Consider the following 26,559-nt stretch of genomic DNA (forward strand, 5'->3'; position numbering starts at 1 on the left):
CGGCGCGGGGAGACGCGTGTCAGCCCGCCACCAGGGTGCGGCGGAGGAGAGGGAGCAGACGGTCCCAGTGGCGCCGCAGTGCTACGGGGTCGAAGGCGTCGGTGTCGGCCATGGTGAAGCCGTGGACGGTGCCGGGGTAGATCTCGGAGGTGTGGTCGACACCCGCGGCGTCCAGGGCCGCGTTGAGCTCGTCGAGGGCATCGGGGGTCATGTCGGTCTCGGCGTGGCCGAGGTGGACCTGTGCGGTGAGCCGGGCCAGCAGGCGCTCCAGACTCTCGGGCCCGTCGGCCACGGGGCCGTGGAAGTTCGCGACGGCGGCCACCTGCTCCGGATGGGCCGCGGCGGTGCGCATCGCCAGGAGGCCGCCGATGCAGTAGCCGGTCACCGCGACCGGGCCCGCGCAGACCTCGGGCCTGGTGGTGAGGTACCTGAGGTAGGCGTCGGCGTCAGCGAGGACACGGTCGTCGGTGTGTGCCTCGATGAGGGGCATCAGCTGGGTGACGAGCGCGGGCCGCACCTCCTCGCCGATGTGCTCGGGGAGTGCGACGACGGGCGCGGGGCCCTGCCGGTAGAAGACGTGCGGAACGAGCACGTAGTAGCCGTGCTCGGCCAGTTCGTGTGCCATCGTGCGCAGCACGGGCCTGATGCCGAAGGCGTCCGCGTACATCAGCACGCCCGGGTGCCGTCCTCGGGCGTCGGGAAAGGCGACGAACCCGTCGGCCTCGCCGTCCGTGGTGGGGATCCGCACAGTCTTGGTGGGCACTGTCTTCCTTCCTCGGGGGTTCACCGCATCGGCGTCGCGGGCATCCGGCGACATCGGCGTCGTCGTCACCGTCGCCGTCGCCGTCGCCGTCGCCGTCGCCGTCAGCGTCATCGTCATCGCCGTCAGCGTTAGTGTCACTAACGGCGTTGGCGCGAGCGAACGTATCTCGTTAGTCCCACTAACGCAACGGTAGGGTGGGGGCATGAGCAGAGCCGATGCTTCAGACGTGCCCGACGACGGCGCGCGCAGGACGCCCGACAGGCTGCGTCGGCGGGCGAGTCGGCTGTTGTCGCAGCTGACCATGCGATCGGACCGGCTGATCAACGAGGGGCTGGCCCGGGTCGACGCCCGTAAGTGGCACTACGCCGTGCTCGCCTCGCTTCAGGAACACGGTCCCGGCAGCCAGGCGGAGCTGAGCAGACGCTCCGGCATCTACCGCAGCGACATGGTCGGGGTGCTCAACGAACTGGCCGAGCGCGACCTGGTCGAGCGGGGGCCGGACCCCGAGGACCGGCGTCGCAACGTCATCACGATCTCCGCCCGGGGCCGCCGCCGGCTGCACCGCCTCGACAAGGTGCTCGACGCTCTCCACGACGAGCTGCTCGCGCCGCTGAGCCCGGCCGAGCGCGACCAGTTCGTACAGCTGACCACCCGCTTGCTCGACCACCACACCCGTACCTCCTGAGCCGCGTCGGGTGACAGCGGCGCGAACGGGTCACCGCGCTTCGTCGGAGGCGTCGCGCACCGGCTGCGCGTGCCCGCCCGGGCGCCGCAGCGCGGCGACGGCGCCCAGGACGATCCCCACGGCGAGGACGACCAGCCCACGCAGCCACACCTCGCCCTCGACCTGCGTCGCCAGCACCACGCAGGACACCGCGCCGAGCGCGGGCACGAGGGCGGGAGAGCGGAAGTGGTCCCGCTCGGCGGGGGTACGCCGCAGTACGAGCGCGGCGGTGTTCACGAGGAAGAAGACAACCAGCAGCAGGAGCACCAGCGTGGAGGCGAGCGACGCGACGCTGCCGGTCAGCGCGAGGAGCAGCGAGAGCACGGTGGTGGCCGCGATCGCGGCCCACGGCGTGCGGCGCACGGGCAGCACCCGGGTCAGGACGCCGGGGAGCAGACCGTCGCGCGCCATGCCGAAGGTGAGGCGGGAGGACATGATGCCGGTGAGCAGCGCGCCGTTGGCCACGGCGACCAGCGCCACCGCACTGAAGACCCGCGGCGGCACCCCACCCGCTTCCCTGACCACCTCGAGGAGGGGGCCGCTGCTGTTGACCAGCTGGTGCGTCGGCACCGCCGCCGCAGCGACGCAGCCGACCAGCACGTAGACGAGCCCGGCCGTGAGCAGCGCACCGAACAGGGCGCGCGGGTAGGAGCGCCGCGGGTTTCTGGTCTCCTCGGCGACATTGACGGACGTCTCGAAGCCGACGAAGGAGTAGTAGGCCAGCACGGCACCGCTGAGCACCGCCGCGGCGGATCCGGTCCCCGGCGTGCCGACGTCGACGAGCCGGCCGAGGTCGCCGTCGCCGCGCGCGAGGACCCATCCGCCGAGCCCGATGACGAGGACCAGCCCGCCCACCTCGATGACGGTGGCGACGGCGTTGGCCCGGGTGGACTCGCTGATGCCGCGCAGGTTGAGCAGCGCGAGCGCGGCCAGGAACACCAGGGCCACCAGTGCGACGGGCAGCGAGACGAACTCGGCCAGATAGTCGCCCGCGAACCCCCGCGCCAGCGCCGCCACGGACACCACTCCGGCAGCCAGCATGCAGAAACCGGCGAGGAAGCCGACGAACGGGCCGTAGGCCAGGGTGGCGTAGTGGGAGGCTCCGCCGGCCCGCGGGTAGCGGGTGGCCAGCTCCGCGTAGGACGCCGCCGTGAGCAGGGCGAGGCACAGGGCGGCGGCCAGTGGCAGCCACACCGCGGGGCCGGATTCCGCGGCCACCTGGCCCACCAGCACATACACCCCGGCACCCAGGATGTCGCCGAGGATGAAGAAGTACAGGAGCGTGGTGGTGAGCGTCTGGCGCAGCGGGGAGGAACGGTTCGCCGAGGGGTGCGGTGTGCGGTTCATGGACCACGTGTGCCCGCTGCGGCCGATCGAGACCCCGCGACTGCCACCCCGCTGCGGCGGGCGGGTGGCCCGCGCCGTGCCGCACGCGGATGTGTGGTGGCTTCCAGGGCTGCCGCCCTGTCCTCGCGCGCCCCGCGCGCAGGAGACCGCGCCCGAGGGCGCGGCCGGCCCGGGCCCCCTTCGGAGCCCGGGCGTACGGCTCATCCGCCGGAGGGGTTCTCCTCGAAGTCCTCCGGGCTGACATCCGCTTCCTCGAACGCCTCCCTCAGTGTGGCGCCGGAGTGGGTCTTCGGCTGCTCTTCGGGGGGCGCGGCTTCCTCGACCACCTGATCCGTGGTCTCGGTCTTCGGACGGCTTTCTTCCGGAACAGTCATGATCACTTTCCCTCGGGGTCGGACCGGGCGACGCGCGGCGCACGGCGTCCGGACTCCGCTCACACCCCGGGGTCCCCAGCCCGTCCGGGATGAACCGTCACAGGCAGCGGGGAGCTCGTCACCGGGACGCAGCACTCCGAGGCGCAGGGCCTGCGTCGTCTGCTCACTCTCCTGGGCTGCTCGGTCTGCTGAACGAACTGCGGGTAGGTGGCGACGGCGAGCGCGTCAGCCGAGGACGAACGGCACTCGCGCCGCCAGTTCGCCGAGCTCGTTCCTCTCCGCCTGCGTCGGTGCCCGGCGGCCGGTGCCGACCAACAGCACGTCCTTGTCGGTGAGCGACGCGGGAAACGCGGAGCCGGCGATCTGCTCCAGCATCGCCCGGGAGCGGGCCAGCCCCTCCGCGGGCGGATCCGCCGCGTGCGGCAGGTGTGCGATCAGGTCGAGGTGGTGCAGCGTCCACTCCAGCACGTAGGCGGCGAGGTAGTCGCCGACGGTCAGGACCATGCCCTGGGTGCGCACCCGAAGGCCCGGGTCGGCGAGTTCCGCGGCGCGTCCGGCGGCGGATCCGACATCGTCGAGATGGAACGTGAGCAGGTGCGGGTCCTCGTACGCGGCGGCGAGTCGGACGGTCAGCGCGTCGAGTGGGTCCTCGCCGGTGGGCAGCCGGTCCTCGACGCTCCAGTAGCCCGCCGCGTCGACGGTCGGTGCGGTGTCGGCGGGGGTCACCAGGGTGATCAGGACGTCCTGCGCGTCGATGATCAGGTGGCACACGAGGTCCCGTACGAGCCAGCCGGTGCAGCCGGAGGGCCGCTGGAAACTGTCGGCGGGAAGGTCGGCGACCGCCGTGCGCAGCGCCGCCCACGAGCGCGAGAAGAGATCCACCTCGGCAAGGTAGTGCCGTACGGAAGTGAAGGACAAGCGCGTCGGCTCGGCCGGTACCGGCCACAGCCGGCGGGCCCCGCCCGGGCGGGGCCCGCCGGCTGCTCAGGTCCGGGTTGCCCTCCCGCAGTCCTCGTCCTCGGCCTCCCGCATCCGCTCGTCCATCGACGTGTCGCGGTCGTACGGATCGACTTCGGGTCCCCTCGCCGCTTCCCCGTCCGTCTGCGCACCGAACTTCGGGTTCAGATAGCCGTTGACGCCGTCGCAGCCGCCGTTGGTGGTGTCCACCCTGTACGACACGAGGGAGAAAGTGCCCGCTTTGGTGTGCACCTTCGCCGGGTCGTCCCAGCTCATCACGGTCTCGCGCCGCACGATCGTCCGTGCGACCTGGTCGCTTCCCTCCTCGGCGGCCACCACCGGGTACACGTAGGTGACGTCCGCGGTGACTTCGAGCGCGCCGTCCTCGCCCTCCTCGAAGGCCACCCGGCCCCGGGTCTTCACCACGTCCCCGGCGAGTCTCACCTTCGCCGGGTCGAACCGGCTGAACAGCATGAGCGGGTTGTTCTTCCTGCTCGGACTATCGAAAGCGGTGTCCAGGAAGTCCTGCACGTCCCTCTGCTGCGGGTTGATCAGCGCGATGGCCCTCTCCGGGCGCTCGCCGCGCAGCACCCCCGACTCCAGGCTGGACGCCGCCAGGAAGTCACGTGTGCTCTCCAGCGCCTGGGCGACCTGCGCCTTGGACATCCAACCGGTCGCGTCGGGCGCGGGGAAGGTGATGCCGGCCAGGCCCTCGCTCCACTCGCGTGCGGGCGATCCCCTGAAGGGCTCCCGCAGGGTGGGCTGTCGCGCGGCCGCCGAGTCCGCGGCGAGCGGTGCCTGCTCGTCGCTCTGGCCGGGGAGCCACCCGAGCACCCCGGTGGGCTTCAACGCCAGTACCAGCAGCCCGAGCGCGAGCAGGAGTCCCGCCCCGTACAGCAGCCGCTTCGCGCCGCGGCCGGTGCCCCTGCGGGTCTTCCCGCCCTGGGCGGACGGCTCGAACGTCCGCCAGCCCGTCGGCCTGTCGGGCTCCTCGCGCAGCCGCCTGGCCACCATCCTCGCCCGCGCCGACGGCTCCTTGGGCGCGTTCTTCTCGCCGGACTCCGCGTCCCGGAGGAACTGCTCCCACTCCTCGTCCGATATGGACGCCCCGTCGTGCTCGTCGCCCCTGCCCACGCCGCTCTCCCCGCCTCAGCCCCCGACCACCGCATGCCGGTCGTCGCGGGCATGATCGTACAACCACGGACGAAGGGTCACGGCCCGGGCCGACCATCACGGCCCGGGACCTCCCCGTTCCCCGACGCGCGGCTGCCCTGAGACGTGCCTACGGAGCACTCACGCCCGCGTGGAGCCACTTGTTCAACGGCTTTCGCGCGAGCAGCAGTGCTCCGCCCAAGGCCACCGCGGACGTCGCGACGATCGTGAAGTAGGCGCTGCTCGGGATCGCGGCGAACAACTGGCCGAGCAGGCCGGACAGTGACGACCCGAGCGCCAGGGTGAGGAAGTTCAGCCCGACCATCTGCGCCCTGAACTTCGCCGGCCCGATCTTCGTGGCCAACGCCAGCCCGATCGGCCCGACGAAGACCTCGGACGACCCGGCGAGCGCCATGAACGTCAGGATGAGGAACAGCGGGATCGTCCCGTTCCCCGTCACGGTCGACACGACGAGGAGGAAGAAGTAGGCGACGCCGATCTGTATGAGCCCGATCGCGAACTTCGCCGCAGGACCCGGCTGACGTCGCCCGAGACGCCCCCACAGGCGTGCGACGAGCGGCGTGATGAGCACGGCCGAGAGCGGACTGACCGTCGTGATCCAGGCGACGGGGAACGACCACCCCCCGATGTCGAGGTCGACCCGGTCGGTGATGAGGATCGAGATCGCCGTGAACTTCTGGAAGAGGAAACCGAAGTAGACGCCGGAGAGCAGGAACAGCGGCAGGTAGGCGCTCACCCGGGTCTTCTCCTCACGGCTCACCTTGGAGGAGGAGAGGATGACGGCGAAGTATCCGGCCGCGGCGACGAGGGCGACGATCGTGACGACGCTCGACAGGTTCTCCGCCGTGAGCCACCCGGCCAGCGAGCCGGCCACGATGACGGCGAGCGCGGCGAGCGTGTACCCGATCGGAGCGACGAGCTTGCCGGAGGGCAGCGGGTTGTTCACCTGTCCCGCCCGCTCGGGCAGGTTCTTCAGCGAGAGCGCGTACTGGACGATGGCGGCGAGCATGCCGATCGCGGCGAGCCCGAAGCCGTAGTGGAAACCCCACTGGTTCTGTGCGAAACCGGTGGTCAGGGGCCCGACGACGGCGCCGACGTTGATCGCCATGTAGAAGTAGGAGAACCCGGCGTCACGCTTGGCATCGGACTGGCCGTCGAGCAGGAACCCGACGATCGAGGTGATGTTGGTCTTGAGGGCCCCCGTACCGAGGATGATGAGGACCAGGCCGACGCCGAGACCGGTCAGCCCGGGCCAGGCGGCGAGCAGGACGTGCCCGCAGGCGATGATCACGCCACCCCACAGCACCACCCACTTCGGGCTGACGAGCCGGTCGCCGATCCAGGCGCCGACGAGCTGCGCGAGGTAGACGGCGCCGCCGTAGGCACCGACGATGCCCGCCGAGGCGGAGGCCCCGAGGTCGAGTCCGCCCTTGTCGAGCGAGTAGAGGAGATAGAACGAGAGGATGCCCTGGAGGCCGTAGAAGGAGAAGCGCTCCCAGAGTTCCGTGAACGCCATGCTCCAGATCGCGCGGGGCACGGCACGGGACGCGTTCGGGGCGGCGAGCCGCGGTCGCGGTGGTGTCACTGTCATGGTGTCGTCCTGGAAGTCGGGTTACTCGTGGAGTCCTGCCAGCCGTGAGCCGAAGCGGGCGATGAGCGAGGTCCGCTCAGCGCGACGCGCGTGCTCCCAGCTGTCGGCGGCCTCGAACAGCCGGTACATCGCGTGGACGCCGAGCCAGCGCACCGGCTCCGGCTCCCAGAGCCCGGAGTCGTGGTCGTTCCACGGCAGATCGGTCCGCGAGGTCGTCCTGCCCTCGGCACGGTCGAGGAGCGTGCGGGCGGCCAGCTGGGTCGCCGTCACCCCGTGCCCGGCATAGCCGCGGGCGACGCCGATGCGCTGGTGCGGGTCGAAGTAGATGCCCGCGCACCAGTCGCGGGTGACGCCGATGACTCCGCGCCAGGCATGGGCGATCGGCATGTCGAACCCCGGGAAGAGCGCCCCCAGCTTGTGCCGCAGCTGCGCGACGGTCCGCTCGTCGACGGCGCCGCTGCCCGGCGTGCCCGAGTTGAAGGCGTAGGGGGATCCGCGGCCGCCGATCGCGATCCGCCCGTCGGCGGTGCGCTGGGCGTAGACGAAGGTGTGCGCGGAATCGCTGAGGCACTCCCGGCCCTCCCAACCGATCCGCGCCCACGTCTCCTCGGGCAGCTGTTCCGTGACGATGATCGACGAGTTGACCGGGATCACCTGGCGGGCGCCGAGGCCGGGCGCGTCCCCGCCGATCGTGCCCGAGTACGCCTCGAGGCAGGACAGGATGGTCGTGCCGCGGACCGCGCCGCGGTTCGTCACGGCGCATCCCGCGCCGATGCGGCTGACCCGGGCGTTCTCGCAGATCCGCACGCCGCGGGCGGCCACGACAGCGGCGAGTCCCCGGGTGAGCAGTGCGGGATCGACCGCGGTCGTGCGCTCGTAGAAGATGCCGCCGACCGCGTTGTCGACGTTGACGCGGGCCCGCGTCTCGGCGGCGGACAGAAGCCGCACGTCGTCCGTCGAGTAGCCGTAGGTGAGGTCGCCCTGGTAGGTCGCGCGGATGCGCTCCATGCCTGCCGGTGTCTGCGCGACCTTGAGATTGCCGCCCTGCGCCTGGTGGGCGTCGATGCCCTCGGCGTCGAGCACGGCCAGGGTCTCGTCGATCGCTGTGAACATGGCCTGCTGGAAGGCGCGCACCGCTTCGAGTCCGCTGCCCCGGGCAGCGGTGGCGGACTTGGCGTAGACGGCCCTGTTGCCGGGGATGAGGGTCGAGAGCCAGCCTCCGTTCCGGCCGCTCGCGCCGTAGCCGACCTCTTCGGCCTCGAGAACGGTGATCGCCCATTCGGGGTGTTCGAGTGAGGCGTAGTAGGCCGCCCACAGCCCGGTCAGTCCGCCGCCGACGATGACGAGATCCTGGTTCCCGGTCGGCAGCGCGGACGCCGTGGTGCTCGCGTCACCGCCACCGGCGGCATCTGTGGTCTCTCCGGCGTCTGCTTCGCTTCGTGCGGAAGGGCCCGGACGGTCGGAGTTCCGCATCCAGTGCGAGACCTCGCCGTTGCGATACGTGGTCATGAGCTGTCTCCTCGACGGTTGCCGGATTACTGGTGTCCCGGTCGGACGGGCCGCGGCGGCGCGGGCGGTGCCGGGCCATGGCGGCGCGGTCGGGCGGTGCCGGGCCATGGCGGCGTCTTGCGCGTCGGAGACATCGCGCCTCGACGGCGGGGGGGGGAAGGAAGGGAAGGTCAGTAGGTCGGAGGGGACATCGCCCACAGGACGCGCGCGTCCTCGGTGCCCGTGCTCTCGACGACGCGGTGCGGTTGGCTGCTGCGGTAGTGGATCGAGTCGAAGGTCGACAGGGCGTGGGTCTCGCCGTCGATCGTGACCTCGACCTCGCCGGCGATGACGAGGAGGACCTCCTCGGAATCGCCGTGCGTGTAGGGCTCGACGCCCGTCGACCCGCCCGGTCCGAAGTGACCGAGGAGGAGTTCGAGGTGGTCGAAGTGTGCGGGCGTCAGCTTGATCTTCGAGGCGCCCTCGCCGAACGCCACGCCCTTGGCGTCGCGAAACCGCAGGACGGGCTGGACCGAGGACTCGGTCTGCGCGAAGAGGTCTCCGACGTTGAGCCGGAGCACCGCGCAGATCCGTTGCAGGGTCAGCACGCTCGCGTTCGAACGGCCGCGTTCGATGGAGGAGAGGTGGCCCTCGGTGACCTCGGCTCGGGCGGCGACGTCGCTGAGGGTGAGTTGCAGGGCGCGTCGGCGACTGCGCAGGCGCTCGCCCGGGGTCCGGGCCGTGACGGGGTCTGTGCTCACGGCGGAGAAGCTAACCGAGTTTGAGTACCACCACAATAGATTGGGCCACGGCATAGAAAACTTTACTGTGCGAGGTCAGAGGGCTACTCGGCCGAGGACGGGCGGCTCGACGCGAGGGCAACTCACCCGCGCCGGCGGGGTGCTGAGCAACTGGCCCGCGCCGAAAAGGTGTTGTCCGGGGCCGGCCGCCCGCGCTACGGTCACCGCACTCTGCACAAGACGCTCTCTTGGAACAACGCCGCAGAACGGGAGCGAGCCCGCGCAGCACGCGCGGAGCCACGGAGGGGCGGCACGTGCTTCGTCATGCCCTCCGGAGGATTCTTCCCATGAAAATCGGCCTCGGCCTCCCCATCGACGACCCCGCCGCGCTCCTGAGTTGGGCACAGCGCGCCGATACGGGCCCGTTCACGACGCTGGGCCTGCTCGACCGGCTCGTCTTCGACAACCCCGAGCCCCTGGTGACCCTCGCGTGCCTCGCCGGCGCGACCTCACGCGTCCGCGTCCAGACCGAGGTACTCATCGCACCGGTCCACCGCACCGCGCTGCTCGCCAAGCAGGCCGCGACGCTCGACCGCCTTGCGGGTGGCCGCTTCACCCTCGGCATCGGTGTCGGCGGCCGCGAGGACGACTGCCTGGCAGCGGGCATCGACGTCCCGCCGCCGAGGCCGCCGGCTCGACGAGCAGATGGCCGCCCTGCGCAGGACGTGGTCCGGCGCGCCGTACGGCGACGGGGCAGGACCGATCGGACCCGTGCCCGCGACACCCGGCGGCCCCGAAGTGCTCTTCGGCGGCTTCGCCCCCGCCGCGATCGAGCGGGTCGGCAGGTTCGGTGACGGCTTTCTCGGCGCGGCGCTGCCGCCGCGCGCCATGGAGGGGATGTTCCGCAGCGCCGAGGCGGCCTGGAAGCGGTACGAGCGCCCCGGCCGCCCGCGCCTGGTCGCCCAGGCGAACGTCGCGCTCGGCCCGCCGAACACGGTGGAGGAGGCTCGGCGCCAGCTCCGCCGCTACTACGCGTTCAGCGGCCATGTGGACCACATGGCCGACGGTCTGCTCACCACCCCGGCACGGATCCGTGAGGCCGTCGACGCCTTCTTCGGTATCGGCGCCGACGAGGTCATGCTCTACTGCTGGTCGTCGGACATCGACCAGTTCGACCGCCTCGCCGACGCCCTGTTCCACCGATCCACTCCGCTCCGCGGGAGCCGCGACGCAGGAGTCGTCAGGGACGCATGAGCCGTAGCGCCGGCACCAAGACAGCCGCGCCTCGCAAGCGGCGCGCACACACCATTAGGGTGACCCGTTGTGGACGCGGGGTCGGGAAAAGAGATGGTCGATGTTCCGCCGGGGCGGGTGACGCTGTCGGATCGGCGGACGCGGCGCAGTTGGCCGGTCGAGGTCGCGCCGTTTCGGATGGCGGTGTTCCCGGTCACCCAGTTGTTGTACGTACAGGTCACCGGTCGGCGGCCGAGTACGGGCCAGGGCGACCGACTGCCCGTCGAGGGCGTCTCGTGGTGGGAGGCGGTCCGCTTCTGCAACGCGTTGTCCCGGCAGGAGGGCCTGACGCCGACATACCGCCTCGGTGCCGACGACGACGTCGCCGAGTGGGACGCCTCCGCCGACGGGTACCGGCTGCCGACGGAGGCCGAGTGGGAGCACGCCTGTCGTGCGGGTACCACGGGCCCGCGATACGGCAGGCTGGACGACATCGCCTGGTACCGCGCGACCTCGGGAGAACGTATGCACCCCGTTGGCGGCAAGCAGGCCAATCCGTGGGGCCTGTACGACATGCTGGGCAACGCGTGGGACTGGTGCTGGGACGTCTACGACGCCGAGGTGTACGGCAGCTACCGCGTCCTCCGTGGCGGCGGATGGTCCGACGAGCACTGGAGCTGCCGGGCGTCGGTACGGCGCCGGAGTCACCCGACCTTCCGCATCGACGACGTCGGCTTCCGCCTCGCTCGCTCCGGGTCGACATCGAACGGGTGACTGCCGGGCCGGGCGGCCCGCACAGCGCTCACCCGCCGCGCCCGTCGGGAGGCGCATCCTCCACCACGACAGGGCGGACTGTCCGCTTTACAGTGGATTCGAGTACAAAGCAGCTGGTATGCCCTTCTTGTTGCTGACGCCCGCCCCAGGGACAGCGAGGCCGCGTGATGAACGAAGAGCAGCGTGACGACGACGCCGGGTACGTCGACGACGAGGACGACCGACTCCGTGACGAGGGGGACGAGGGGGACGAGGGGGACGCGGGGGATCAGGAACCGCAGGAGGGGGAGCTCCTTCCCGCCGGTGACGACGCCGACCAGGGCCCGGACGTCCTCCTCGACGTCCCTCAGCTCGAGGTCGACGAGATCCACCTCGACGTCGAGGATCTGCGCGCCCGCGTCTCGCTCCAGGCGGAGGTTCTCGATCTGCTCAAGCTCAACGTCGGCGCCGACGTCGACCTCGGCCGCGTCCAGCTCGAGATCAAAGGCGTCGAGGCGCAGGCGCTGCTGAAGGTACGCCTGGACAACGTCGCACGGATCATCGACCGGGTGCTGCGCAGCGTCGACAAGAACCCGCAGATCCTGGAGGCGGTCACCCAGGGTGTGGGGGCCGCGGCACAGGAACTCGGCGGCGGGGCCCGGCAGGCGGTCGGCGAGTTGGGACACGGTGCGGGCGAAGCCACCAAGAGCGTCGGTGCGGGCGCCGGCAGCGCCGTTCAGGACGTGGGCGGCGGCGCCGGCGACGCTGTGCGGGACGTGGGCGGCGGCGCGGGCGAAGCCGTTCAGGACGTGGGTAAGGGTGCCGGCGAAACCGTCCAGGACGTGGGCGAGAGTGCCGGCGAAACCGTCCAGGACGCGGGCGAGAGTGCCGGCGAAACCGTCCAGGACGTGGGCCGGGGCGCACGCGAGTCCGCGGAGGTCGTGGGCGAGGAGAGTGGCGACGCGGTCGGGAAGGCGACGGCAGGTGACGCGGCCGGTGAGGTGGCGCGAGGCGGTGAGGAGACCGCACGGCGGCGGGGCGCCTCCACCGGTTCCGCGTCCGACGGCAAGGAGGATGCCGGCAGACGAACGGAGCGTCGCGCCAAGCGCACGGCCTCGAAGCGTACGGCCGAGCGCGGCGACGGCGGACGCAGGCGGGAGCCGCCATGAACAGCGCACTCGACAGACACGCACCAGCGTGAGCAGGCGCCGGACATCTCGCTCACCTCCTCGGTGCGGGCAGTCGGCCTGCGCTTCCCGGAAGAGCCGCAGACACACGTGAGATTTCACGGCTCCCCAGGCCGCCGGTCGACCTCGCGCAGCGTACGGACGAACCTGCCCGAACGCGTGAGCGCGGGCGTCGAGTACCGCGACGTCGACGTCGACTACGTCCTCGCCACCGGGTTCGCGAGCGACACGCAGTCCACTGGACTCCCCGCCGACCACGCGGACGCCGAAGCCGAGCGGGCGGACACCGCCGCCGGTCACGCGGACACCGCCGCCGGGCGCGAGACGGCCGATGAGCGGGACACCGGCCGGCGCCGGGACCGGCCGCACACACCCTGACGCACTGCCGGGAGCCGCGTCTTCGGGCGGGTCGGCCCGCCGTGTCACTCGCCGGGGCGAGCCTCATCGGCACGGTACCGGGGAAGGACAACGTGGCCGGGGAGACCAGCTCGACTCGCACTCCCCCTGAGCGCGACGCTCCCCACGTACCGGCGATCCCCCGTACCGGCGACCTACAGGTGAGGGAACATCTCGTGACTCAGGAGAAAGCCGCAGACAGTGCCCCGGTCGCACCACGGCTGGACGAACGCTCTTCCGCTGTGGATGACCCCCTGCCCCGGCCGGTGACGGATCTGCGACGCGTCGGAATCAGCCCGGACTTCTGGTATCCGGTCGCCCTCTCCCGCGAGGTGCCGAAAGGCGAGACCTGCGCCGCCGCGTTCGCGGGTGAGCGCCTCGCGCTGTACCGGGGCGCGCAGGGAGCGGTGTACGCCCTGGAGGATCGCTGCGCTCACCGACAGGTTCCGCTGAGCATGGGCGTGGTGGAAGGTGAGACCCTCCGCTGCTGCTACCACGCGTGGGCGTACCGGGGGAACGGCCGCATCTGTCAGATCCCCTACCTGCCCAAGGGCGGGGAACGACCGCCGCGGGGAGTGCGTGCCTACCCGGTGCGGGAAGCCTACGGCCTGGTGTTCGTGTTCCCCGGCGATCCGGAGAAGGCGGCCGTGACGCCGCTGCCCGACCTGCCGGAATGCGCCTCGCCCCGGCACAGGACGATGACGTTCTCCCGTGCCGTGCACTGCCACTACTCCTTCATGCACGAGAACCTGCTCGACATGAACCACCAGTTCCTGCACCGGGGCGTCATCGGCCGCATCCAGCCCAAGCTGCTGGGCTACGACGCCGGGCCGCGGTCGGTGGAGGCGCGCTACCTGTTCACCTCCGGCAAGGGGAAGAAGGACTTCGGCGCCGGACTGCTGTCCGCGAAGGGGCCCGGAGGCAGCAAGGGGTCGGACGTCATCACCATCCGTACGGAGTACCCGTATCAGACCCTCCGTCTGGCTCCCACGAACACGGAACTCCCCGCCTTCTCCCTGTGGGCGGCCTACGTACCCGAAGACGCGGAGCAGCGCGTCACTCGCGCGTACGGACTGCTCATGATCGCCAAGCCGCCGGTTCCGGGCGCGCTCTCTCTCGCCTGGCCGTTCATCCGCCGCTTCACCGAACGGGTCTTCGCACAGGACCGGACGGCCGTGGAGGCGGAGCAGCGCGCATGGGACGAGCAGGGAGAGGACCTAAACCACGAGGTGTTCCCCCTGATCCTCGACCTGAGAGACGTACTACGCGGCAACGGCGCCCCCCTCCCCTCCTGATCCGTGGAGCGGGAGTCGGACGCTCGGCGGATGCCGCGTCCGGGGGCAGGCCGGTTGCGGGGCCGGCTACTTCGTCAGGTGGTCTCGTACGTAAGTGAAGGCCTCGCGGGCGTCGCGGGTGCCCACGTCCACCGTCACGACCTGCCACGGGGTCTGGGCGAGGAGGCGGCGGGTCAGGTCGGCCTCGAAACGGAGGTGTGCGGCGGCCGAGGGCAGGTCGTGGACCGCCCTGGTGCCGGGGGAACCGGCGAGTTTGCGCACGTACCAGTCCGCCCAGGGCTCCCCCTCGCGCTGCACCGCGCGGCGCAGTGCCCGCATCGGATCGTCGTGGACGTAGACGACGGTGACCTGGACCGCCGGCTCCAAGACCTGCACCAGCTCGCTCGTCACGCGGGAGAGAGTCCGCTCCTCGTGGCCCCACGCCACGAGAGAGGGGATGAACGGTACGAGGGCGTCCGTCACCGCGTAGTCCATGCCTCGCGCGTCCATCTCGGCGACGTAGGCGCGCGTGCACTCGATGAGGGTCTCAGGACGGACTGCGGCTTCACCACCGGCGAACTCCTCGGCCACCGGCCGGAACGCCGCCCGGGTGAGGATGTCGGCCTCCTCGAAGTGGTCGACGGACGCGCCGGTTTCGGTCAGCCATTCCGCGACCGCACGGCACAGCGTGGATTTTCCGACGCCTGGGCTGCTGCCGATGACCGAGACCATGTGACGAGACATTCGAGCAGTCTCGCAGCCTCGCATCCACGGAGTCGCGCACGTGCGCGGTCGGGCGGTGCCGCGGTCGCGCGGTCGCGCGGTCGCGCGGTCGCGTGGGCGGCCCCCGGCGGGTGGGCGGCGCCTGGACGGCAGTTCGACGGCAGCTGCGCGGCGGTCTCTTGTGGTGACTGGCGTTCTGTAAGAGAGTGGCTCTTCGACAGGGAAGACCGCTCTTTTCGGTGGCTGGGGAAGCGCATGGTGGCCAAGCAGCACAACGGTGCACCCGACGAAGCAGACCTGACGCGCGCGGACTCTCTGGCGCGGGAGATCTTCTCCGACATCGCCAACAAGTGGGCGTTCCTCATCATCGAGTCCCTCGGTGAGGGCACCCTGCGCTTCAGCGCGTTGCGGAACGCGGTCGAGGGCATCAGCCACAAGATGCTCACCCAGAACCTGCGCATGCTGGAGCGCAACGGGCTGGTCGAGCGGAACGTGCACCCCACCGTGCCCCCGCGCGTCGAGTACACCCTCACCGAGCCCGGGCAGGCCCTTCAGGCAACCGTCGACGGCATGTGCGACTGGACCCACCGGTATCTCGGTGACATCGAGGTCTCGCGCCAACGCTTCGACACCTGACAAACGCGGCCCACCGACACGTGCGGCTCACCGACACACACCGTCGTCCGCCTGCCAGAAGGGGTTGTTCATGTCGATCCGCCGGGCCATGCCCGACATCAGGTCAGAGGCCATGGAGGAGAGCCGCGACTTCTACGGGCTTCTCGGGTTCGAGGAGGTCATGAACCTCGGTTGGGTCATGACGCTCGCCTCTCCCTCCAACCCCACCGCGCAGATCACCTTCATGAGCCGCGACGAGACCGCGCCCGTCGTGCCGGACATGAGTGTCGAGGTGGACGATGTCGAAGCGGCCTACGCGGCGGTGTGTGCCAGCGGCGCGGAGATCGTGCATCCCCTGCAGGACGAGGAGTGGGGGGTGCGGCGGTTCTTCGTCCGCGATCCCAACGGTCGGGTGGTCAACGTGCTGGGCCACCGATGACCCGCCGCTGACGCACGCCGCTCGCCGGTGGCAGGGAGCGTCCGTCACGAAACTGTCCGATGGTCACGCGGGGTACGCGGGGTACGCGGGTGTCTCACTCCCCGGTTTCCGTCTCGGTCGATGTTAAGAAGCAGCCATATTCTTCCACAAGAGAACCTATTTATTTTCTTTCCAGTCATAAACACGCGCCAAAAAAGCAGTTCTCGATTTGACAGGCAGTGAAGCCCTGTCGAATGATCCAACACGTCTCACTTCCCGGCTTCGTCGTGCCGGACAGCCGCACAAGCCTCCTTCAGGGCGTGACCCACCGTCCGGCGGTCAGTGACGGGCCACGCGTGCCCGCAGGTTCCCCCGCCCGCCGCGGGGCCAGAAGTCGTGAGGCCACCACCAATGCACCAACCACCCCCGGGACTGTATGCGCGCCTCGGCGCCATGCTGGCCCTCGAGTACTTCGTGTTCGGCACCTGGAAGCCGACCATGGGCCTGGTCATGAGCCAGAACGGCCTGGGCGACAAGATCGGCCTCGTCTTCATCTTCGCGGCGATCGCCGCGATGCTCTCGCCCCTCTTCGTGGGGGCACTGGCCGACCGTTTCTTCCCCGCCCAGAAGGTTTTCGGCGTCCTGCACCTGGCCGGCGGGACCCTGCTCGTTCTCATGCCGCAGGCGATCGTGAACCGCCAGGGCGCCCTGTTCGTGCTCCTGCTGTTCGCTTTCATGCTGTTCTTCCAGCCGACGCAGGCGATGCCCAACTCCATCTCGTTCGCGCACCTCCAGGGGCGCACGCACGTCTTCCCCTACCTCCGGGCGCTGGGCACCGGCTCCTGGATCATCGCGGGAATCGTCGTCGGGCAGGGCGGCCTGTCCGCTCATCCAGCGATCTTCTACATCGCCGCCGCCGTCTCGTTCGCACTCGGCCTCTACTCCTTCAGCCTGCCCTCCACTCCCCCGCTCTCGAAGGGCCGCGGGTTCCGGCCTCTGGACATGATCGGAGCCGGCGCCTTCCCGCTCTTCAAGCGCCGCACGTTCGCGGTGCTGATCGCGTGCATCCTGCTGACCTTCATACCGGCCTCCACCTACAACGACTACGGCGCGACCTACCTGGACGCCGCGGGCGTACACAACGTCGCCTCGATCATGTCGATCGGGCAGGCGGCGGAGTTCGTGGTCATGCTCCTGCTGCCGCGCCTGCTGGTGAAGTTCGGTTTCCGGAAGATTCTGGTCACCGGGGCGCTCACCTGGATCCTCCGCTGCGTTCTCTTCCTGACCCTCACGCACGGCCAGGTCTGGCTCGCCGTCACCGTCGTCGCGCTGCACGGTGTGACCACCGACTTCTTCATGGTCACGATCTACATGTACGTGGACCGTATGGTGGCCCCCGCTCTCAGGTCACAGGCCCAGGCCCTGGTGTTCTTCTTCCAGTTGGGCGTCGGAAGCCTGCTGGGGGCGGTGGCCGCCAGCTCGATCTACAACAGCGTGATCGGCAATGCCACCACCTCCGATCTGAGCGACTGGCAACCGATCTGGCTGGTCGCCGCTGCGGCCGCGGTGCTCAACGCCCTGCTCATGGTGTTCTTCCTCGGCAAGGACGACCCCGGGCAGGAGCAGCACGGGGAAGCTGAAACCGGGTCCGAGGACGCGCCGCGAGCAGCGGACGCACCGAACCCCGCACAAGCGTCGGCCGCCGTGGGCGGGTCCCCAGAGGGGAACGAGGGCGAGGCCGGCACGCCCGCGGACTCCGGGGGCTCCACCGCCACGCCACATTGCTGACCGCCCACCCCTCCCTCGTCCCCTCCCCCCCCCGGCGCACCGGCCACCGGCCCGCCGGCCCGCCGCCTTGCCGGCCAGCGCTGCCACCTCCGAAAGGACCCTCATGAAGATCACTGCCGTCACATGCGCCCTCCTCGGGAACAGCCCCGTCATCCGGGTGGTGACGGACGAGGGCATCGACGGGTTCGGGCAGATCGAGTCGTACAAGCCGTATGCGAAGGCCTGCGTCCCCCACTTCGCGGAGTTCGTCGTGGGCATGGATCCCACCAACGTCGAATCCGTGCTGTTGCGCATCCGGCGACGTGGCGGCAACAAGCCGTGGGGAAGCGTCGTCAGCGCCATCGAGATGGCGCTGTGGGACATCGCAGGCAAGGCAGCGGGGCTGCCCGTGCACAAGCTGCTCGGCGGCAAAGTACGTGACCGGGTGCGCGTCTACAACGGCGGTGTCCGTGTGCCTCGCGAGGGCAACGAGCCCGAGGACTTCGCAGAGCTGATGCGCCGGCTCAAGAACGTGCCCGAGGGCTTCACCCTCATCAAGCAGGCCATCGGCTACCACGACCCGATGGCCGGCGAGCTGGACGACTACTCCTACTCACAGGTGCGCACCGGCGCGCCGCACCCCAACCGCGGGCTGCTCACCGAGCGCGGGCTGGAGCACACCGTGGAGTGTGTGGCGGCCATGAAGGAGGTCCTCGGCGACGAGGTGGGGCTGGCACTGGACTGCGGCCCGGGCTGGACCAGGAGCGACGCGATCCGCTTCGCACGGCGTGTGGAGCCGTATCACCTGGTGTGGCTGGAGGATCTGCTGACGGGTGACTACGTCCCGTGGACCGACGCGGGGGCCTACCGGGACCTGACCACCGCGACCGCCACGCCCATCCACACGGGCGAGCAACTCTACCTGCGTCACAATTTCCGCGACCTGATCGAGCAGCGCGCGGTCGACGTCATCGGCCCCGACCCGGCCGACGTCGGGGGCATCGCGGAGCTGAAGTGGATCGCCGAGTACGCCGACCTGCACGGCATCTCGATGGCGCCGCACGGCGTGTACGACGGGTTGATCGGCCTCGGGGCCCTGGTGCAGGTGTGTGCGACGCTCCCGGACAACTTCATCGCCTTCGAGTACCCGGTGCCCGAACACCCGTGGTGGTACGACATCGTCGAGGGATGGCCCGAGCAGATCGTGGTCGACGGCCACGTCCAGGTGAGTGAGCGTCCGGGGCTCGGCGTCACGCTGATACCCGAGGAGGCCGGCCGGTACCTCTCTGAGGAGGATCGCCACTTCTTCGAGTGAGGCTCGCCGGAGCCGCTGACGTACGGGTGGGCCTGCGCGGCGCAGGCCCACCCGTATGTCAGGCCACCGGCTTGATGTTGAGGTTCACTCCCAGGTCCGCTTCGCTGTCGACGACGGTCCAGCTGCCGCCGGGATAGTGGCCGAGGTTGCGCACCGGATAGCCGAGGCCGGCCAGTTCATCGACCACCGCGTCACGTGCCGCGCCGACCTGGAAGCCGATGTGGTGGACGCCGTTGCCGTGTTCCGTGAGGAACTCACGGAAGGTGGAGGGGTTCTCGTCCGGTGCGTGCAGTTCGATGGCGAAGCCTCGTTCCGGACATGTGATGACGGCGAACTTCAGGCGTAACACGCCGTCTCGCCGCGATAGGACTCGTCGGGGTCGGGTTCCGCGGGGGTGACGCGCACGTGGGGCCGCGGGGTGTTCAACAGCTCGCACCAGGCGTCGAGAGCGCGGTCCATGTCCTCGACGACCAGGGCGATCTGTATGAACCCGTCGAGGGGTACCGGGGTTTCCACTGTCTGCTCCTCGTTTATCGGGGGGGGAGGGTTTGGTCAGCGTGCCGACGGCAGCGCTTCGGAGCCGGTCTCGGCACCGGTTTCCGGGGCATCCGGCGCCGGCGCCTGGGGTCTCGCGGCGAGACCCCCTTCACGGAAGAGAGCGGCGAAGACGGCGAAGGCCAGCACCGACACCGCTCCGGCGACCGCCCACAGGGTGTTCCAGTCGCTCAGCGACGGGGCGGAGCCGACACCGACGGCCTGGTCGTAGAGGAATCCGGCGATCAGTGAGCCGAGCCCCTGGCCGACGCCGATGCTCATGAAGAAGACGAGCGCCTGTGCCTGTGCCGTGAGGGACGGGGAGACCATGCGGTCGACGTACATACAGGCCGTGATCATGAAGAAGTCGTTGCAGGCCCCGTGCATGCCCACCACGACGAAGGCCAGCCAGTGCGGGCCCTCCCCCATGGCGAGGAACAGTCCGCAGCGCACCACCCAGCAGGCCAGGCCGGTGATCAGCACGCCTCGGTAGCCGATCGTGCGCAGCATGACCGGCAGCACGAGGACGAAGAGCAGCTCACACGCCTGACCGAGCGACATGACGGAGGCGACGTCGGAGATTCCGGCGACCGACAGATACGTCGAGCCGTAGGCGTTGTAGATCGAGATGGGCAGGCTGATGAGCAGCATGCACCCCATCAGCACGCGGAAGTCGCGCCGCCGGAAGAGAGTGAAGGCGCCGCTGCCGATGACATCGCCCAGCTTGAATCTCACGTTGCGCTGCTGCGGCGGCGTCGCCGGCAGAGTGAACGCGTAGAGCCCCAGGAGCACCGACCAGCCCGCGGTCACGTAGAAGATGACGGGGCTGGCGGACAGTCCCGCCTGGCCGATGACGAGGCCGGAGACGATCCACGAGCCCGTGCCCAGTGCCCGGATGTAGGGGAAGACGTCGTGCCGGTCTCCCAGGTGCGCGAACGTGATGTTGTTCGGCATCGCCTGCGTGGGCTGGAAGAAGAGCGTGAAGACGAACAGCAGGCTCAGGAAGAGGTTCTCGTTGCCGGACCGCACGGCGTGCGGGAGGCAGAAGAGCAGGCCGGCGCCTGCCAGATGGAGGGCTCCGAAGACTTTCTGTGCCGGAAAGAAGCGGTCGGCCAGGGCTCCGATGAACATCGGCGAGACGACGGCGGCGACCGAGGAGAAGACGAAGACGAGGCCGATGAGGTCGCCGAGTCCGTTCTTGCTCAGGACGAGCCCGATCGTCGGGTACCAGGACCCGAACACCAGGAACTCGAGCATCATCATCAGGCCGAGGCGGGGGTACAGGTGGGCAATTCTTTGCATCGCATGGTCCTCTGCGCTGAGAACAAGCCTGGGGGAGCCGTGATCCGCCGAGTCGTGCTCCGACGTTCCGTGTCACGGCATGGCTGATCACGGCATGTCCGTGGTAGGGACATGCCGTGATCAGGGCGTGGCGAGGGTCGTGTGGTGGAGGCGGTCCGAGCCGTTGCTACAGGCGCCTGACGCGCACGTTCCGCCAGCGGCAGGCGGCGTCGGGGCCCCAGCGGTCCCGGCCGAGACGGGGGTCGGTGTCGTGGACCTCGAACGCGATGTGCCCCTCGGGGCCCAACAGGGCCGCGACCGCCTCGGGGTCGTAGTGCGGCGCGTCGAGGGTGGACATGTCGATCTCGGCGACCAACAGGCCGTTGATCCAGGTCGTCACGCGGGGGAGCAGGCCGACGCAGCGGATCCGGAACTCGTTCCAGTCCATCCAGCGCCACACGCTCAGGAAGTCCGTCACGTCCGCGCCGCGGGTGAGCAGGTCCCGCTTGTGGGAGGAGAACGGCTCGACGCTGGTTTCCGGGTCGTCCTCCCGCAGTCCCACGGCGTTGCCTTCGGCGTCCTTTCGGGCCGTGAGGGCGAACGGGACGGCGTGGAAGGCACCGATCCCGTTGCCGTAGTAGCCGCCGATCGATCCCGAGCGGCGGTGGTCCAGGAGTACCTGGATGCCCTCCCAGGAGTCGGGGCGCCGACGGATCATGATGCCGCTGTCCGCGGGCCAGTCCGGCTTGGCCTCCAGGACGAGTTCGAAGTCGCCGTACGCCTCCTCGGAGACGAGGTAGCCTCCGTATCCGCTGCCGGGCGGGTCCTGCCGTCCGACGAGGGCGCCGTCCTCGACGGTCCACTTGGCGGGGTGTGCGTCGGCGTGTGTCTGGTAGTCAGCCGGGAAGCCGCTGCCCGTCTCCAGGACGTGCGGGCCGCCGGGCCACTGGGTGCCGTAGCTGCGGGGAACGGCGTACCAGCCGTTCAGTGTCGTGCCGTCGAAGAGGCTTGTGTAGCCCTCTGGTCCGCCGGGGTGGTTCTCCCCCGCGGGGAGGTGGTGCGAGGTCATGCCGGTTCCGCCTTGTTGCCGTGTCGTTCCGTGTGGGGAGGTGGCTGCCGCGGGGCGCCGTGCCGCGAGGGGAGGTGGGCGGCGCGGTCACGCGCCGGGCAGCGGGTAGGACACCATCGCGAAGCGCCTGCTGTCGGGGGCCCAGCTGTTGACGTTGAGCGTGCCCTGCCCGCCGAAGAGGGGGTAGCTGTGCAGCGGGCGTGCCCAGTCGTCGGTCGCGACGAGGTGCACGTGGACGTCGAGGTCCTCGGGGTGGCCCAGAGTGCCCGGCGGGAAGGCGAGGTAGGTGGCGTACCGGCCGTCGGGGGAAAGGTGGGGGAACCAGTCGACGGTCTCCGACTCGACCAGGCGCTTCAGCGGGCCGCCCGCTGCGGGGATACGGCAGATCTGGGCATGTCCTGGCGCCGTCGTGAACGCCTCGCTGTTGAGGTGGATCCAGACGCCGTCGGGTGCGTACTCGGGGCCGTCGATGTGGCCGGGGCCGGTGTCGAGGGTGTGGGAAGCGCCGCCCGTCGCCGGCATCAGCGCGAGCCGCCCCGCCGCCCCGTCCGTGTCGCGGGGAAGGGCCACGTAGGCCAGCGTTGCGCCGTCGGGGCTGATGCCGTGCAGGAAGTGCAGCGTCTCGTCGTCGCTGGTCAGACGGGTTCCCTCGCCGCCGGTTGCGGGAGCGGCGTAGAGGTGGCCGTCCATTCCCGAGACGTGGAGCGTGCGTCCGTCAGGCGACAGCAGGTGGTCGTTGTTGACCTCCGGCACGCCGGTCAGAGGGATCTCGTGCAGTGCGGTCGGCTGCTGGAGGTCGAGGCGCCACATGCGGCCCGCTCCGTTGAGGAGCAGGTGCGTCCCGTCGTGGCTCCAGTTGGGGGCCTCCAGGAGGAGATCGGCCGTCTCGAACAGCTTGCGGGGCTCCGGGGAGTCCGGGCCCGCCGTCCACACCACGGTCCGCTGGCCGGGCTTGAGCTGTCGGGGGCGCATGCCGGTGTCTCGGCTGTCGCTCATGTCCTACGCCGTTCTTTCGTTCGGGGCGGTGGCCGCGCGCTGCGCGGTCCGCCGGAGGGCCACCGGATGCGGCGCTGCGCGCCCGGCACCCGGTCGAACGAAACCGGTTGGTGAGACAGGGGCATCTTTCGCCTCGGGGGACGGCGCTGTCAACCGGTGACCGAGGCGGCCTCCGACGTGGGCGACGGGCGTGGAGCGAGCAGCTCGCCCACGCTCTGCGGGGACAGCACGCGTTCGATGCCCGCGACGGCTCCCCCGGCGACCCCCGCGAACTGGCCGAGCCTGCTGTGCGTCAGGGAGAGGTTGCGCGTGGCCAGGGGCAGCGCGCGGCGGTAGACCACGCCGCGGATACCCGCCAGCATGTCGTCGCTCGCCGTGCTGACCAGACCGCCGAGCAGGACGGTCCTGGGGTTGTAGAAGTGGACGAGCGTGGCGACGACCTCACCGAGGGGCTCGGCGGCGGCGCGTACCGCCCGTACGGCGTCGGCGTCGCCGGCGCGCAGCCGGTCGGCGAGATCCTCGATGCCGCGCAACGCGGGCTGCCTCTCGCGCAGTTGACTCAGTACGGCCGCGGCTGAGGACACCGCCTCGACGCAGCCGACGTTGCCGCACACGCACACGACGTCGCCCGCGCCGGGCACCCGGACGTGTCCGATGTCGCCCGCGGCTCCGTCGGCGCCGCGGTGCGGTTGCCCCTCATCGGTGACGAGCCCTCCGCCGATGCCCGTGCCGATCTTGATGTAGAGCAGGGGTGACGCCTCAGGGGGCAGGGCCCGGGCTTCGCCGAGAGCCATGAGGTTGACGTCGTTGTCGACCAGGACCGAGCAGGAGAAGCGCTCCCCCAGCTGGTCGCCGACGGGGAATCCGTCCCAGCCCGGCATGATCGGCGGCCGCACGGGGCGTCCCATGTGCGAGTCCACGGGGCCTGGCAGGCCGACGCTCAGCCACCTGACCTCGTCCGGCGACAGGCCCGCTTCCGTCAGGAGTTCAGCCAGCTGGTCGCCGAGCGCCTTCAGGCCCTGCTGGGGGCCTTGCCCGACGTCGAAGGAGATCTGCCGCGAGGCGAGCAGGTTCTGGCCGAGGTCGGTGACCGCGAGCCGGGCGGCGTGGGCTCCGACGTCGGCCACGAGGATCACGCCGGGCCGGGCCGCGAGCGCCAGCCGGTGGGCGGGGCGTCCCCGGCCGGCGACGGGGGCCCGCCCCGACTCGGCCACGACGCCCGCTTCCAGGAGCTGGTCGAGGTGGGTGTTGACCGAGGTGCGGGAGAGTCCGGTGGCGCGGACGAGGGCCACGCGGGAGTCGGCGGCGCCCGAGGCGATCAGCCGCGCCAGTGAGCTGCGCACCGTGTCGCTGTCGACCCGCCCCGACACGGACGGCCAGGTCAGACGAACCGGCTCCCACATGTCCACCCCTCTCCGGCCGCTGGGGCCGCTTCGTCCGACGCGCCGCCCCTGTGCAGGCGCGCAACGCTATTAATGCTCGGAAAGAAATTTAATGGAAGTTCTTGTAGGCGTAAATAGCCTGGACTTACGGTTTTCCCGAACGAACACCGGGCGTGAGACACCCGCGAACTCCCCGACAGCCCACGGAAGGAGCCGTTTCGTTGCACGAGGAACCTCCGGGGTGCGCACCGCCGCGCCCCGCCGGCGGCCGCCCCCGCGGGGTGGCGATCCTGGGTGCCGGCATGATCGCCGAGGTGCACCGGCGGGCCGCTCTGCTCGCGGGCGCCACGGTGACCGGCGTCCTGGCCTCCACGCCCGAGCGCTCCCGCGAGGTGGCCGCCCGGTGGCGGGTGGAGCGCGGCTACCGTGCTCTCGACGAGGTGCTCGTCGACGACCGCGTCGACGTCGTCCACGTCTGCACCCCGAACGCCACGCACGCTCGCTACGCGGCAGCGGCGCTGCGTGCGGGCAAGCATGTGGTGTGCGAGAAGCCGCTGGGCGTCTCGTCCGAGGAAGCCGAGGCCCTGACCACACTGTCCGAAGAGAGCGGGCTGGTGGCCACGCTGCCGTTCGTCTACCGCTACCACCCCCTGGTGCGGGAGATCCGCGCGCGCAGGCTCGCGGGGGAGTTCGGCCGGTTGCACCTGCTGCACGGCAGCTATCTGCAGGACTGGATGCTGCCGCCGCAGGCGTCGGGCTGGCGGGTCGACCCGCGGCTCGGCGGCCGCTCCCGCGCGTTCGCTGACATCGGCTCGCACTGGTGCGACCTGGTCGAGTGGGTCACCGGCGAGCGCTTCGCCGAGGTACTGGGTGCGCTGTCCATCGCCGTGCCCGAGCGGCCCGTCACCGGCGGCCCCAGCTTCTCGGCCGCCGGCCCGTCCGCCACGGCCGCCCGGAGCGCGCCCGCGTCGGTGCCCGGCGGCGCGACCGGCGCGGGTTCCGACAGCCCGACCGGCACCTCGTCCGGCAGCGCGACCGGCACGGGCCCTGACGACGCGCCCGGCACGGTGCCCGTACGTACCGAGGACTCCGCGACCGTGCTGCTGCGCACGGCGGACGGCGTGCCGGCTTCCACCGTCATCTCCCAGGTGGCCGCCGGGCGCAAGAACCGGCTGTGGTTCGAACTGGACGGCTCCGAAGGAAGCGCGGTCTTCGACCAGGAGAACCCGGAGACGGCCTGGCTGGGCGGCCTGGACGGCAACCGCCAGCTCGTGCGCGACCCGGAACACGGCACCGCGGAACAGCGGCGGCTCTCCCAACTGCCCGCGGGCCACGCCCAGGGCTACGCGCAGTGCTTCGAGTCGTTCGTGGCCGACACCTACTCGGCCATCGACGGCGAACGCCCCGAGGGCCTGCCGACGTTCGCCGACGGGCTGCGCTCGGCCCGCATCGTCGACGCGGTACTGCGCTCCCACCACGACGACTCCTGGACGAAGGTGTAACGCCATGCGACTCGGAATGCTGACCGCCTGCCTGCCCGGCTGGGACCTGGAACGCATCGCCGCCTGGGCCGCGGGCGCCGGCTACGAGGCCCTGGAGGTGGCCGTGTGGCCTGCCACCGGAGGGCGGGACTTCGAGGCGAGCCACCTGCCGGTCGCCGACTTCGGCCCCGAGGAGGCCGAGCGGACGAGGGAGCTGCTCGACCGGCACGGCCTGCGGGTGTCGGCGCTGGCCTACTACGAGAACAATCTGCACCCCGACCTCACACGGCGCGAGGAGATCCGCACTCACCTGCGCCACGCCGTCGACGCGGCCCAGGCCCTCGGCGTGCCCTACGTCGGCACCTTCATCGGCCGGGACTGGACGAAGCCGGTCGCCGAGAACCTCGCGGAGGCCGAACGCATCCTGCCCGAACTCGTCGCCTACGCCGGCGAGCGGGGGGTGAAGCTCATCGTCGAGAACTGCGTCATGGAGGGCTGGCACCCCGACGGCTACCCCGGGAACCTGGCCTACTCCCCCGAGCTGTGGGAGTGGATGTTCTCCCTGGGCTTCTACCTCAACTGGGACCCCTCACACCTGACGTGGATCGGCATCGACCCCGTCGAGACCATCGCGCCGTACGCCGACCGCATCGTGCACGCGCAGGCCAAGGACGTGGAGCTCGACGCACGAGCCCGGCAGCGCTACGGCTTTTTCGGCAAGACCGCCAAGAACGGTGACCCCTGGGACATGGGCTGGTGGCGCTACCGCGTCCCCGGCCTGGGACAGGTCGACTGGGCGCGCGTGGTGGACAGGCTCTACGAGCACGGCTTCACCGGCACGCTCTCCGTCGAGCACGAGGACCCCGTCTGGGGCGGCGACGCCGCACGCGTCACCCAGGGCCTGCGCATCGCACACCGCACCCTGCGGCCCCTCATGGTCGGCTGAAGCAGCGAAGACCGCACGGAACCAGGAAAGAG

Annotated in this window: 26 protein-coding genes and 1 pseudogene; 12 read left to right on the forward strand and 15 right to left on the reverse strand. The window is 70.6% G+C overall.

The window, feature by feature from the left end; all coding sequences use genetic code 11:
- Positions 1 to 19 precede the first annotated feature (19 nt).
- Positions 20 to 763, reverse strand: coding sequence for a dienelactone hydrolase family protein (locus MMF93_RS01625; protein WP_242757174.1), 744 nt, complete (start codon positions 761 to 763; stop codon positions 20 to 22).
- Between the two features lie 202 nt (positions 764 to 965).
- Here MMF93_RS01625 and MMF93_RS01630 point away from each other — a divergent pair, with 202 nt between their 5' ends.
- Positions 966 to 1,448 carry a MarR family winged helix-turn-helix transcriptional regulator gene (locus MMF93_RS01630; protein WP_242748811.1) on the forward strand — a complete coding sequence of 161 codons (483 nt, stop codon included), beginning with the start codon at positions 966 to 968 and terminating at the stop codon, positions 1,446 to 1,448.
- A 30-nt stretch (positions 1,449 to 1,478) separates the two neighbouring features.
- Here the strand turns inward: MMF93_RS01630 and MMF93_RS01635 are convergent, their stop codons facing one another.
- From MMF93_RS01635 to MMF93_RS01665, 7 genes are all read right to left on the reverse strand, one after another.
- Positions 1,479 to 2,834, reverse strand: coding sequence for an APC family permease (locus MMF93_RS01635; protein WP_242748813.1), 1,356 nt, complete (start codon positions 2,832 to 2,834; stop codon positions 1,479 to 1,481).
- A gap of 200 nt (positions 2,835 to 3,034) precedes the next feature.
- A complete protein-coding gene (locus tag MMF93_RS01640) occupies positions 3,035 to 3,208 on the reverse strand; it encodes a hypothetical protein (RefSeq protein WP_242748815.1) in 174 nt (57 codons plus the stop codon).
- A gap of 225 nt (positions 3,209 to 3,433) precedes the next feature.
- Positions 3,434 to 4,090, reverse strand: coding sequence for a maleylpyruvate isomerase N-terminal domain-containing protein (locus tag MMF93_RS01645; protein ID WP_242748817.1), 657 nt, complete (start codon positions 4,088 to 4,090; stop codon positions 3,434 to 3,436).
- A gap of 102 nt (positions 4,091 to 4,192) precedes the next feature.
- Entirely contained in the window at positions 4,193 to 5,299 is a 1,107-nt protein-coding gene (locus MMF93_RS01650; RefSeq protein ID WP_242748819.1) for a hypothetical protein, read from the reverse strand.
- 148 nt (positions 5,300 to 5,447) lie between these two features.
- Complete coding sequence (locus tag MMF93_RS01655; RefSeq protein ID WP_242748822.1) at positions 5,448 to 6,929, reverse strand: peptide MFS transporter; 1,482 nt, start codon at positions 6,927 to 6,929, stop codon at positions 5,448 to 5,450.
- 21 nt (positions 6,930 to 6,950) lie between these two features.
- Positions 6,951 to 8,438 carry an NAD(P)/FAD-dependent oxidoreductase gene (locus tag MMF93_RS01660; protein WP_242748825.1) on the reverse strand — a complete coding sequence of 496 codons (1,488 nt, stop codon included), beginning with the start codon at positions 8,436 to 8,438 and terminating at the stop codon, positions 6,951 to 6,953.
- Positions 8,439 to 8,608: 170 nt separating this feature from the next.
- Positions 8,609 to 9,178: a helix-turn-helix domain-containing protein gene (locus MMF93_RS01665; protein ID WP_242748827.1), complete on the reverse strand. Its 570-nt coding sequence runs from the start codon at positions 9,176 to 9,178 to the stop codon at positions 8,609 to 8,611.
- A gap of 326 nt (positions 9,179 to 9,504) precedes the next feature.
- Between MMF93_RS01665 and MMF93_RS01670 the strand changes: the two are divergent.
- From MMF93_RS01670 to MMF93_RS01690, 5 genes and pseudogenes are all read left to right on the forward strand, one after another.
- Positions 9,505 to 10,411 (forward strand): annotated as a pseudogene (locus MMF93_RS01670) (LLM class flavin-dependent oxidoreductase).
- Positions 10,412 to 10,504: 93 nt separating this feature from the next.
- Entirely contained in the window at positions 10,505 to 11,164 is a 660-nt protein-coding gene (locus MMF93_RS01675) for a formylglycine-generating enzyme family protein (protein WP_423835333.1), read from the forward strand.
- Between the two features lie 167 nt (positions 11,165 to 11,331).
- On the forward strand, positions 11,332 to 12,312 hold the full coding sequence (locus MMF93_RS01680; protein ID WP_242748832.1) for a TrbL/VirB6 family protein: 981 nt from the start codon (positions 11,332 to 11,334) through the stop codon (positions 12,310 to 12,312).
- 177 nt (positions 12,313 to 12,489) lie between these two features.
- Positions 12,490 to 12,708, forward strand: a complete 219-nt coding sequence (locus MMF93_RS01685) for a hypothetical protein (protein ID WP_242748835.1) — start codon at positions 12,490 to 12,492, stop codon at positions 12,706 to 12,708.
- A 239-nt stretch (positions 12,709 to 12,947) separates the two neighbouring features.
- Positions 12,948 to 14,021 carry a Rieske 2Fe-2S domain-containing protein gene (locus MMF93_RS01690; RefSeq protein ID WP_341483325.1) on the forward strand — a complete coding sequence of 358 codons (1,074 nt, stop codon included), beginning with the start codon at positions 12,948 to 12,950 and terminating at the stop codon, positions 14,019 to 14,021.
- A 66-nt stretch (positions 14,022 to 14,087) separates the two neighbouring features.
- On the opposite strand, the gene MMF93_RS01695 is transcribed toward MMF93_RS01690, so the two are convergent.
- Positions 14,088 to 14,744 (reverse strand): ATP-binding protein, encoded by a 657-nt coding sequence (locus tag MMF93_RS01695; protein WP_242748837.1) that lies wholly within the window; start codon positions 14,742 to 14,744, stop codon positions 14,088 to 14,090.
- Positions 14,745 to 14,978: 234 nt separating this feature from the next.
- Between MMF93_RS01695 and MMF93_RS01700 the strand changes: the two genes are divergently transcribed.
- The 4 genes from MMF93_RS01700 to MMF93_RS01715 all read left to right on the forward strand — a co-directional run bounded on the left by MMF93_RS01700 (position 14,979) and on the right by MMF93_RS01715 (position 18,838).
- On the forward strand, positions 14,979 to 15,359 hold the full coding sequence (locus MMF93_RS01700; protein ID WP_242748839.1) for a winged helix-turn-helix transcriptional regulator: 381 nt from the start codon (positions 14,979 to 14,981) through the stop codon (positions 15,357 to 15,359).
- 70 nt (positions 15,360 to 15,429) lie between these two features.
- Positions 15,430 to 15,777 carry a VOC family protein gene (locus tag MMF93_RS01705; protein WP_242748842.1) on the forward strand — a complete coding sequence of 116 codons (348 nt, stop codon included), beginning with the start codon at positions 15,430 to 15,432 and terminating at the stop codon, positions 15,775 to 15,777.
- A 390-nt stretch (positions 15,778 to 16,167) separates the two neighbouring features.
- Positions 16,168 to 17,544 (forward strand): MFS transporter, encoded by a 1,377-nt coding sequence (locus MMF93_RS01710; protein ID WP_274709418.1) that lies wholly within the window; start codon positions 16,168 to 16,170, stop codon positions 17,542 to 17,544.
- Positions 17,545 to 17,647: 103 nt separating this feature from the next.
- Positions 17,648 to 18,838 (forward strand): mandelate racemase/muconate lactonizing enzyme family protein, encoded by a 1,191-nt coding sequence (locus MMF93_RS01715; RefSeq protein WP_242748847.1) that lies wholly within the window; start codon positions 17,648 to 17,650, stop codon positions 18,836 to 18,838.
- 58 nt (positions 18,839 to 18,896) lie between these two features.
- Here MMF93_RS01715 and MMF93_RS01720 read toward each other — a convergent pair whose 3' ends face one another.
- The 6 genes from MMF93_RS01720 to MMF93_RS01745 all read right to left on the reverse strand — a co-directional run bounded on the left by MMF93_RS01720 (position 18,897) and on the right by MMF93_RS01745 (position 24,121).
- Complete coding sequence (locus MMF93_RS01720; RefSeq protein ID WP_242748849.1) at positions 18,897 to 19,187, reverse strand: VOC family protein; 291 nt, start codon at positions 19,185 to 19,187, stop codon at positions 18,897 to 18,899.
- A complete protein-coding gene (locus MMF93_RS01725; protein WP_242748852.1) occupies positions 19,175 to 19,354 on the reverse strand; it encodes a VOC family protein in 180 nt (59 codons plus the stop codon). The genes MMF93_RS01720 and MMF93_RS01725 overlap by 13 nt, the downstream gene beginning before the upstream one ends.
- 36 nt (positions 19,355 to 19,390) lie before the next feature.
- Positions 19,391 to 20,674 (reverse strand): MFS transporter, encoded by a 1,284-nt coding sequence (locus MMF93_RS01730; RefSeq protein ID WP_242748854.1) that lies wholly within the window; start codon positions 20,672 to 20,674, stop codon positions 19,391 to 19,393.
- A 166-nt stretch (positions 20,675 to 20,840) separates the two neighbouring features.
- A complete protein-coding gene (locus tag MMF93_RS01735; RefSeq protein WP_242748857.1) occupies positions 20,841 to 21,722 on the reverse strand; it encodes a 3-keto-disaccharide hydrolase in 882 nt (293 codons plus the stop codon).
- Positions 21,723 to 21,809: 87 nt separating this feature from the next.
- Positions 21,810 to 22,718, reverse strand: coding sequence for a TolB family protein (locus tag MMF93_RS01740; protein ID WP_242748860.1), 909 nt, complete (start codon positions 22,716 to 22,718; stop codon positions 21,810 to 21,812).
- Positions 22,719 to 22,867: 149 nt separating this feature from the next.
- Complete coding sequence (locus tag MMF93_RS01745; protein WP_242748862.1) at positions 22,868 to 24,121, reverse strand: ROK family transcriptional regulator; 1,254 nt, start codon at positions 24,119 to 24,121, stop codon at positions 22,868 to 22,870.
- A 200-nt stretch (positions 24,122 to 24,321) separates the two neighbouring features.
- On the opposite strand from MMF93_RS01745, the gene MMF93_RS01750 reads away from it, so the two are divergent.
- Both MMF93_RS01750 and MMF93_RS01755 read left to right on the forward strand, forming a co-directional pair.
- Positions 24,322 to 25,602 (forward strand): Gfo/Idh/MocA family protein, encoded by a 1,281-nt coding sequence (locus tag MMF93_RS01750; protein ID WP_242748865.1) that lies wholly within the window; start codon positions 24,322 to 24,324, stop codon positions 25,600 to 25,602.
- Positions 25,603 to 25,606: 4 nt separating this feature from the next.
- Entirely contained in the window at positions 25,607 to 26,527 is a 921-nt protein-coding gene (locus tag MMF93_RS01755) for a sugar phosphate isomerase/epimerase family protein (RefSeq protein ID WP_242748867.1), read from the forward strand.
- Positions 26,528 to 26,559: the final 32 nt, after the last annotated feature.

Origin of the sequence: Streptomyces tubbatahanensis, assembly GCF_022699385.1 — a bacterium.
Classification (GTDB): Bacteria; Actinomycetota; Actinomycetes; order Streptomycetales; family Streptomycetaceae; genus Streptomyces; species Streptomyces diacarni.

What these genes read in the sequence shown, in the direction of transcription:
- MMF93_RS01630 (WP_242748811.1), top strand. Translation starts at nt 966, where the DNA reads ATGAGCAGAGCCGATGCTTCAGACGTGCCCGACGACGGCGCGCGCAGG.
- MMF93_RS01635 (WP_242748813.1), bottom strand. Translation starts at nt 2,834, where the DNA reads ATGAACCGCACACCGCACCCCTCGGCGAACCGTTCCTCCCCGCTGCGC.
- MMF93_RS01640 (WP_242748815.1), bottom strand. Translation starts at nt 3,208, where the DNA reads ATGACTGTTCCGGAAGAAAGCCGTCCGAAGACCGAGACCACGGATCAG.
- MMF93_RS01655 (WP_242748822.1), bottom strand. Translation starts at nt 6,929, where the DNA reads ATGACAGTGACACCACCGCGACCGCGGCTCGCCGCCCCGAACGCGTCC.
- MMF93_RS01660 (WP_242748825.1), bottom strand. Translation starts at nt 8,438, where the DNA reads ATGACCACGTATCGCAACGGCGAGGTCTCGCACTGGATGCGGAACTCC.
- MMF93_RS01675 (WP_423835333.1), top strand. Translation starts at nt 10,505, where the DNA reads ATGGTCGATGTTCCGCCGGGGCGGGTGACGCTGTCGGATCGGCGGACG.
- MMF93_RS01680 (WP_242748832.1), top strand. Translation starts at nt 11,332, where the DNA reads ATGAACGAAGAGCAGCGTGACGACGACGCCGGGTACGTCGACGACGAG.
- MMF93_RS01695 (WP_242748837.1), bottom strand. Translation starts at nt 14,744, where the DNA reads ATGTCTCGTCACATGGTCTCGGTCATCGGCAGCAGCCCAGGCGTCGGA.
- MMF93_RS01700 (WP_242748839.1), top strand. Translation starts at nt 14,979, where the DNA reads ATGGTGGCCAAGCAGCACAACGGTGCACCCGACGAAGCAGACCTGACG.
- MMF93_RS01705 (WP_242748842.1), top strand. Translation starts at nt 15,430, where the DNA reads ATGTCGATCCGCCGGGCCATGCCCGACATCAGGTCAGAGGCCATGGAG.
- MMF93_RS01710 (WP_274709418.1), top strand. Translation starts at nt 16,168, where the DNA reads ATGCACCAACCACCCCCGGGACTGTATGCGCGCCTCGGCGCCATGCTG.
- MMF93_RS01715 (WP_242748847.1), top strand. Translation starts at nt 17,648, where the DNA reads ATGAAGATCACTGCCGTCACATGCGCCCTCCTCGGGAACAGCCCCGTC.
- MMF93_RS01730 (WP_242748854.1), bottom strand. Translation starts at nt 20,674, where the DNA reads ATGCAAAGAATTGCCCACCTGTACCCCCGCCTCGGCCTGATGATGATG.
- MMF93_RS01735 (WP_242748857.1), bottom strand. Translation starts at nt 21,722, where the DNA reads ATGACCTCGCACCACCTCCCCGCGGGGGAGAACCACCCCGGCGGACCA.
- MMF93_RS01740 (WP_242748860.1), bottom strand. Translation starts at nt 22,718, where the DNA reads ATGAGCGACAGCCGAGACACCGGCATGCGCCCCCGACAGCTCAAGCCC.
- MMF93_RS01745 (WP_242748862.1), bottom strand. Translation starts at nt 24,121, where the DNA reads ATGTGGGAGCCGGTTCGTCTGACCTGGCCGTCCGTGTCGGGGCGGGTC.
- MMF93_RS01755 (WP_242748867.1), top strand. Translation starts at nt 25,607, where the DNA reads ATGCGACTCGGAATGCTGACCGCCTGCCTGCCCGGCTGGGACCTGGAA.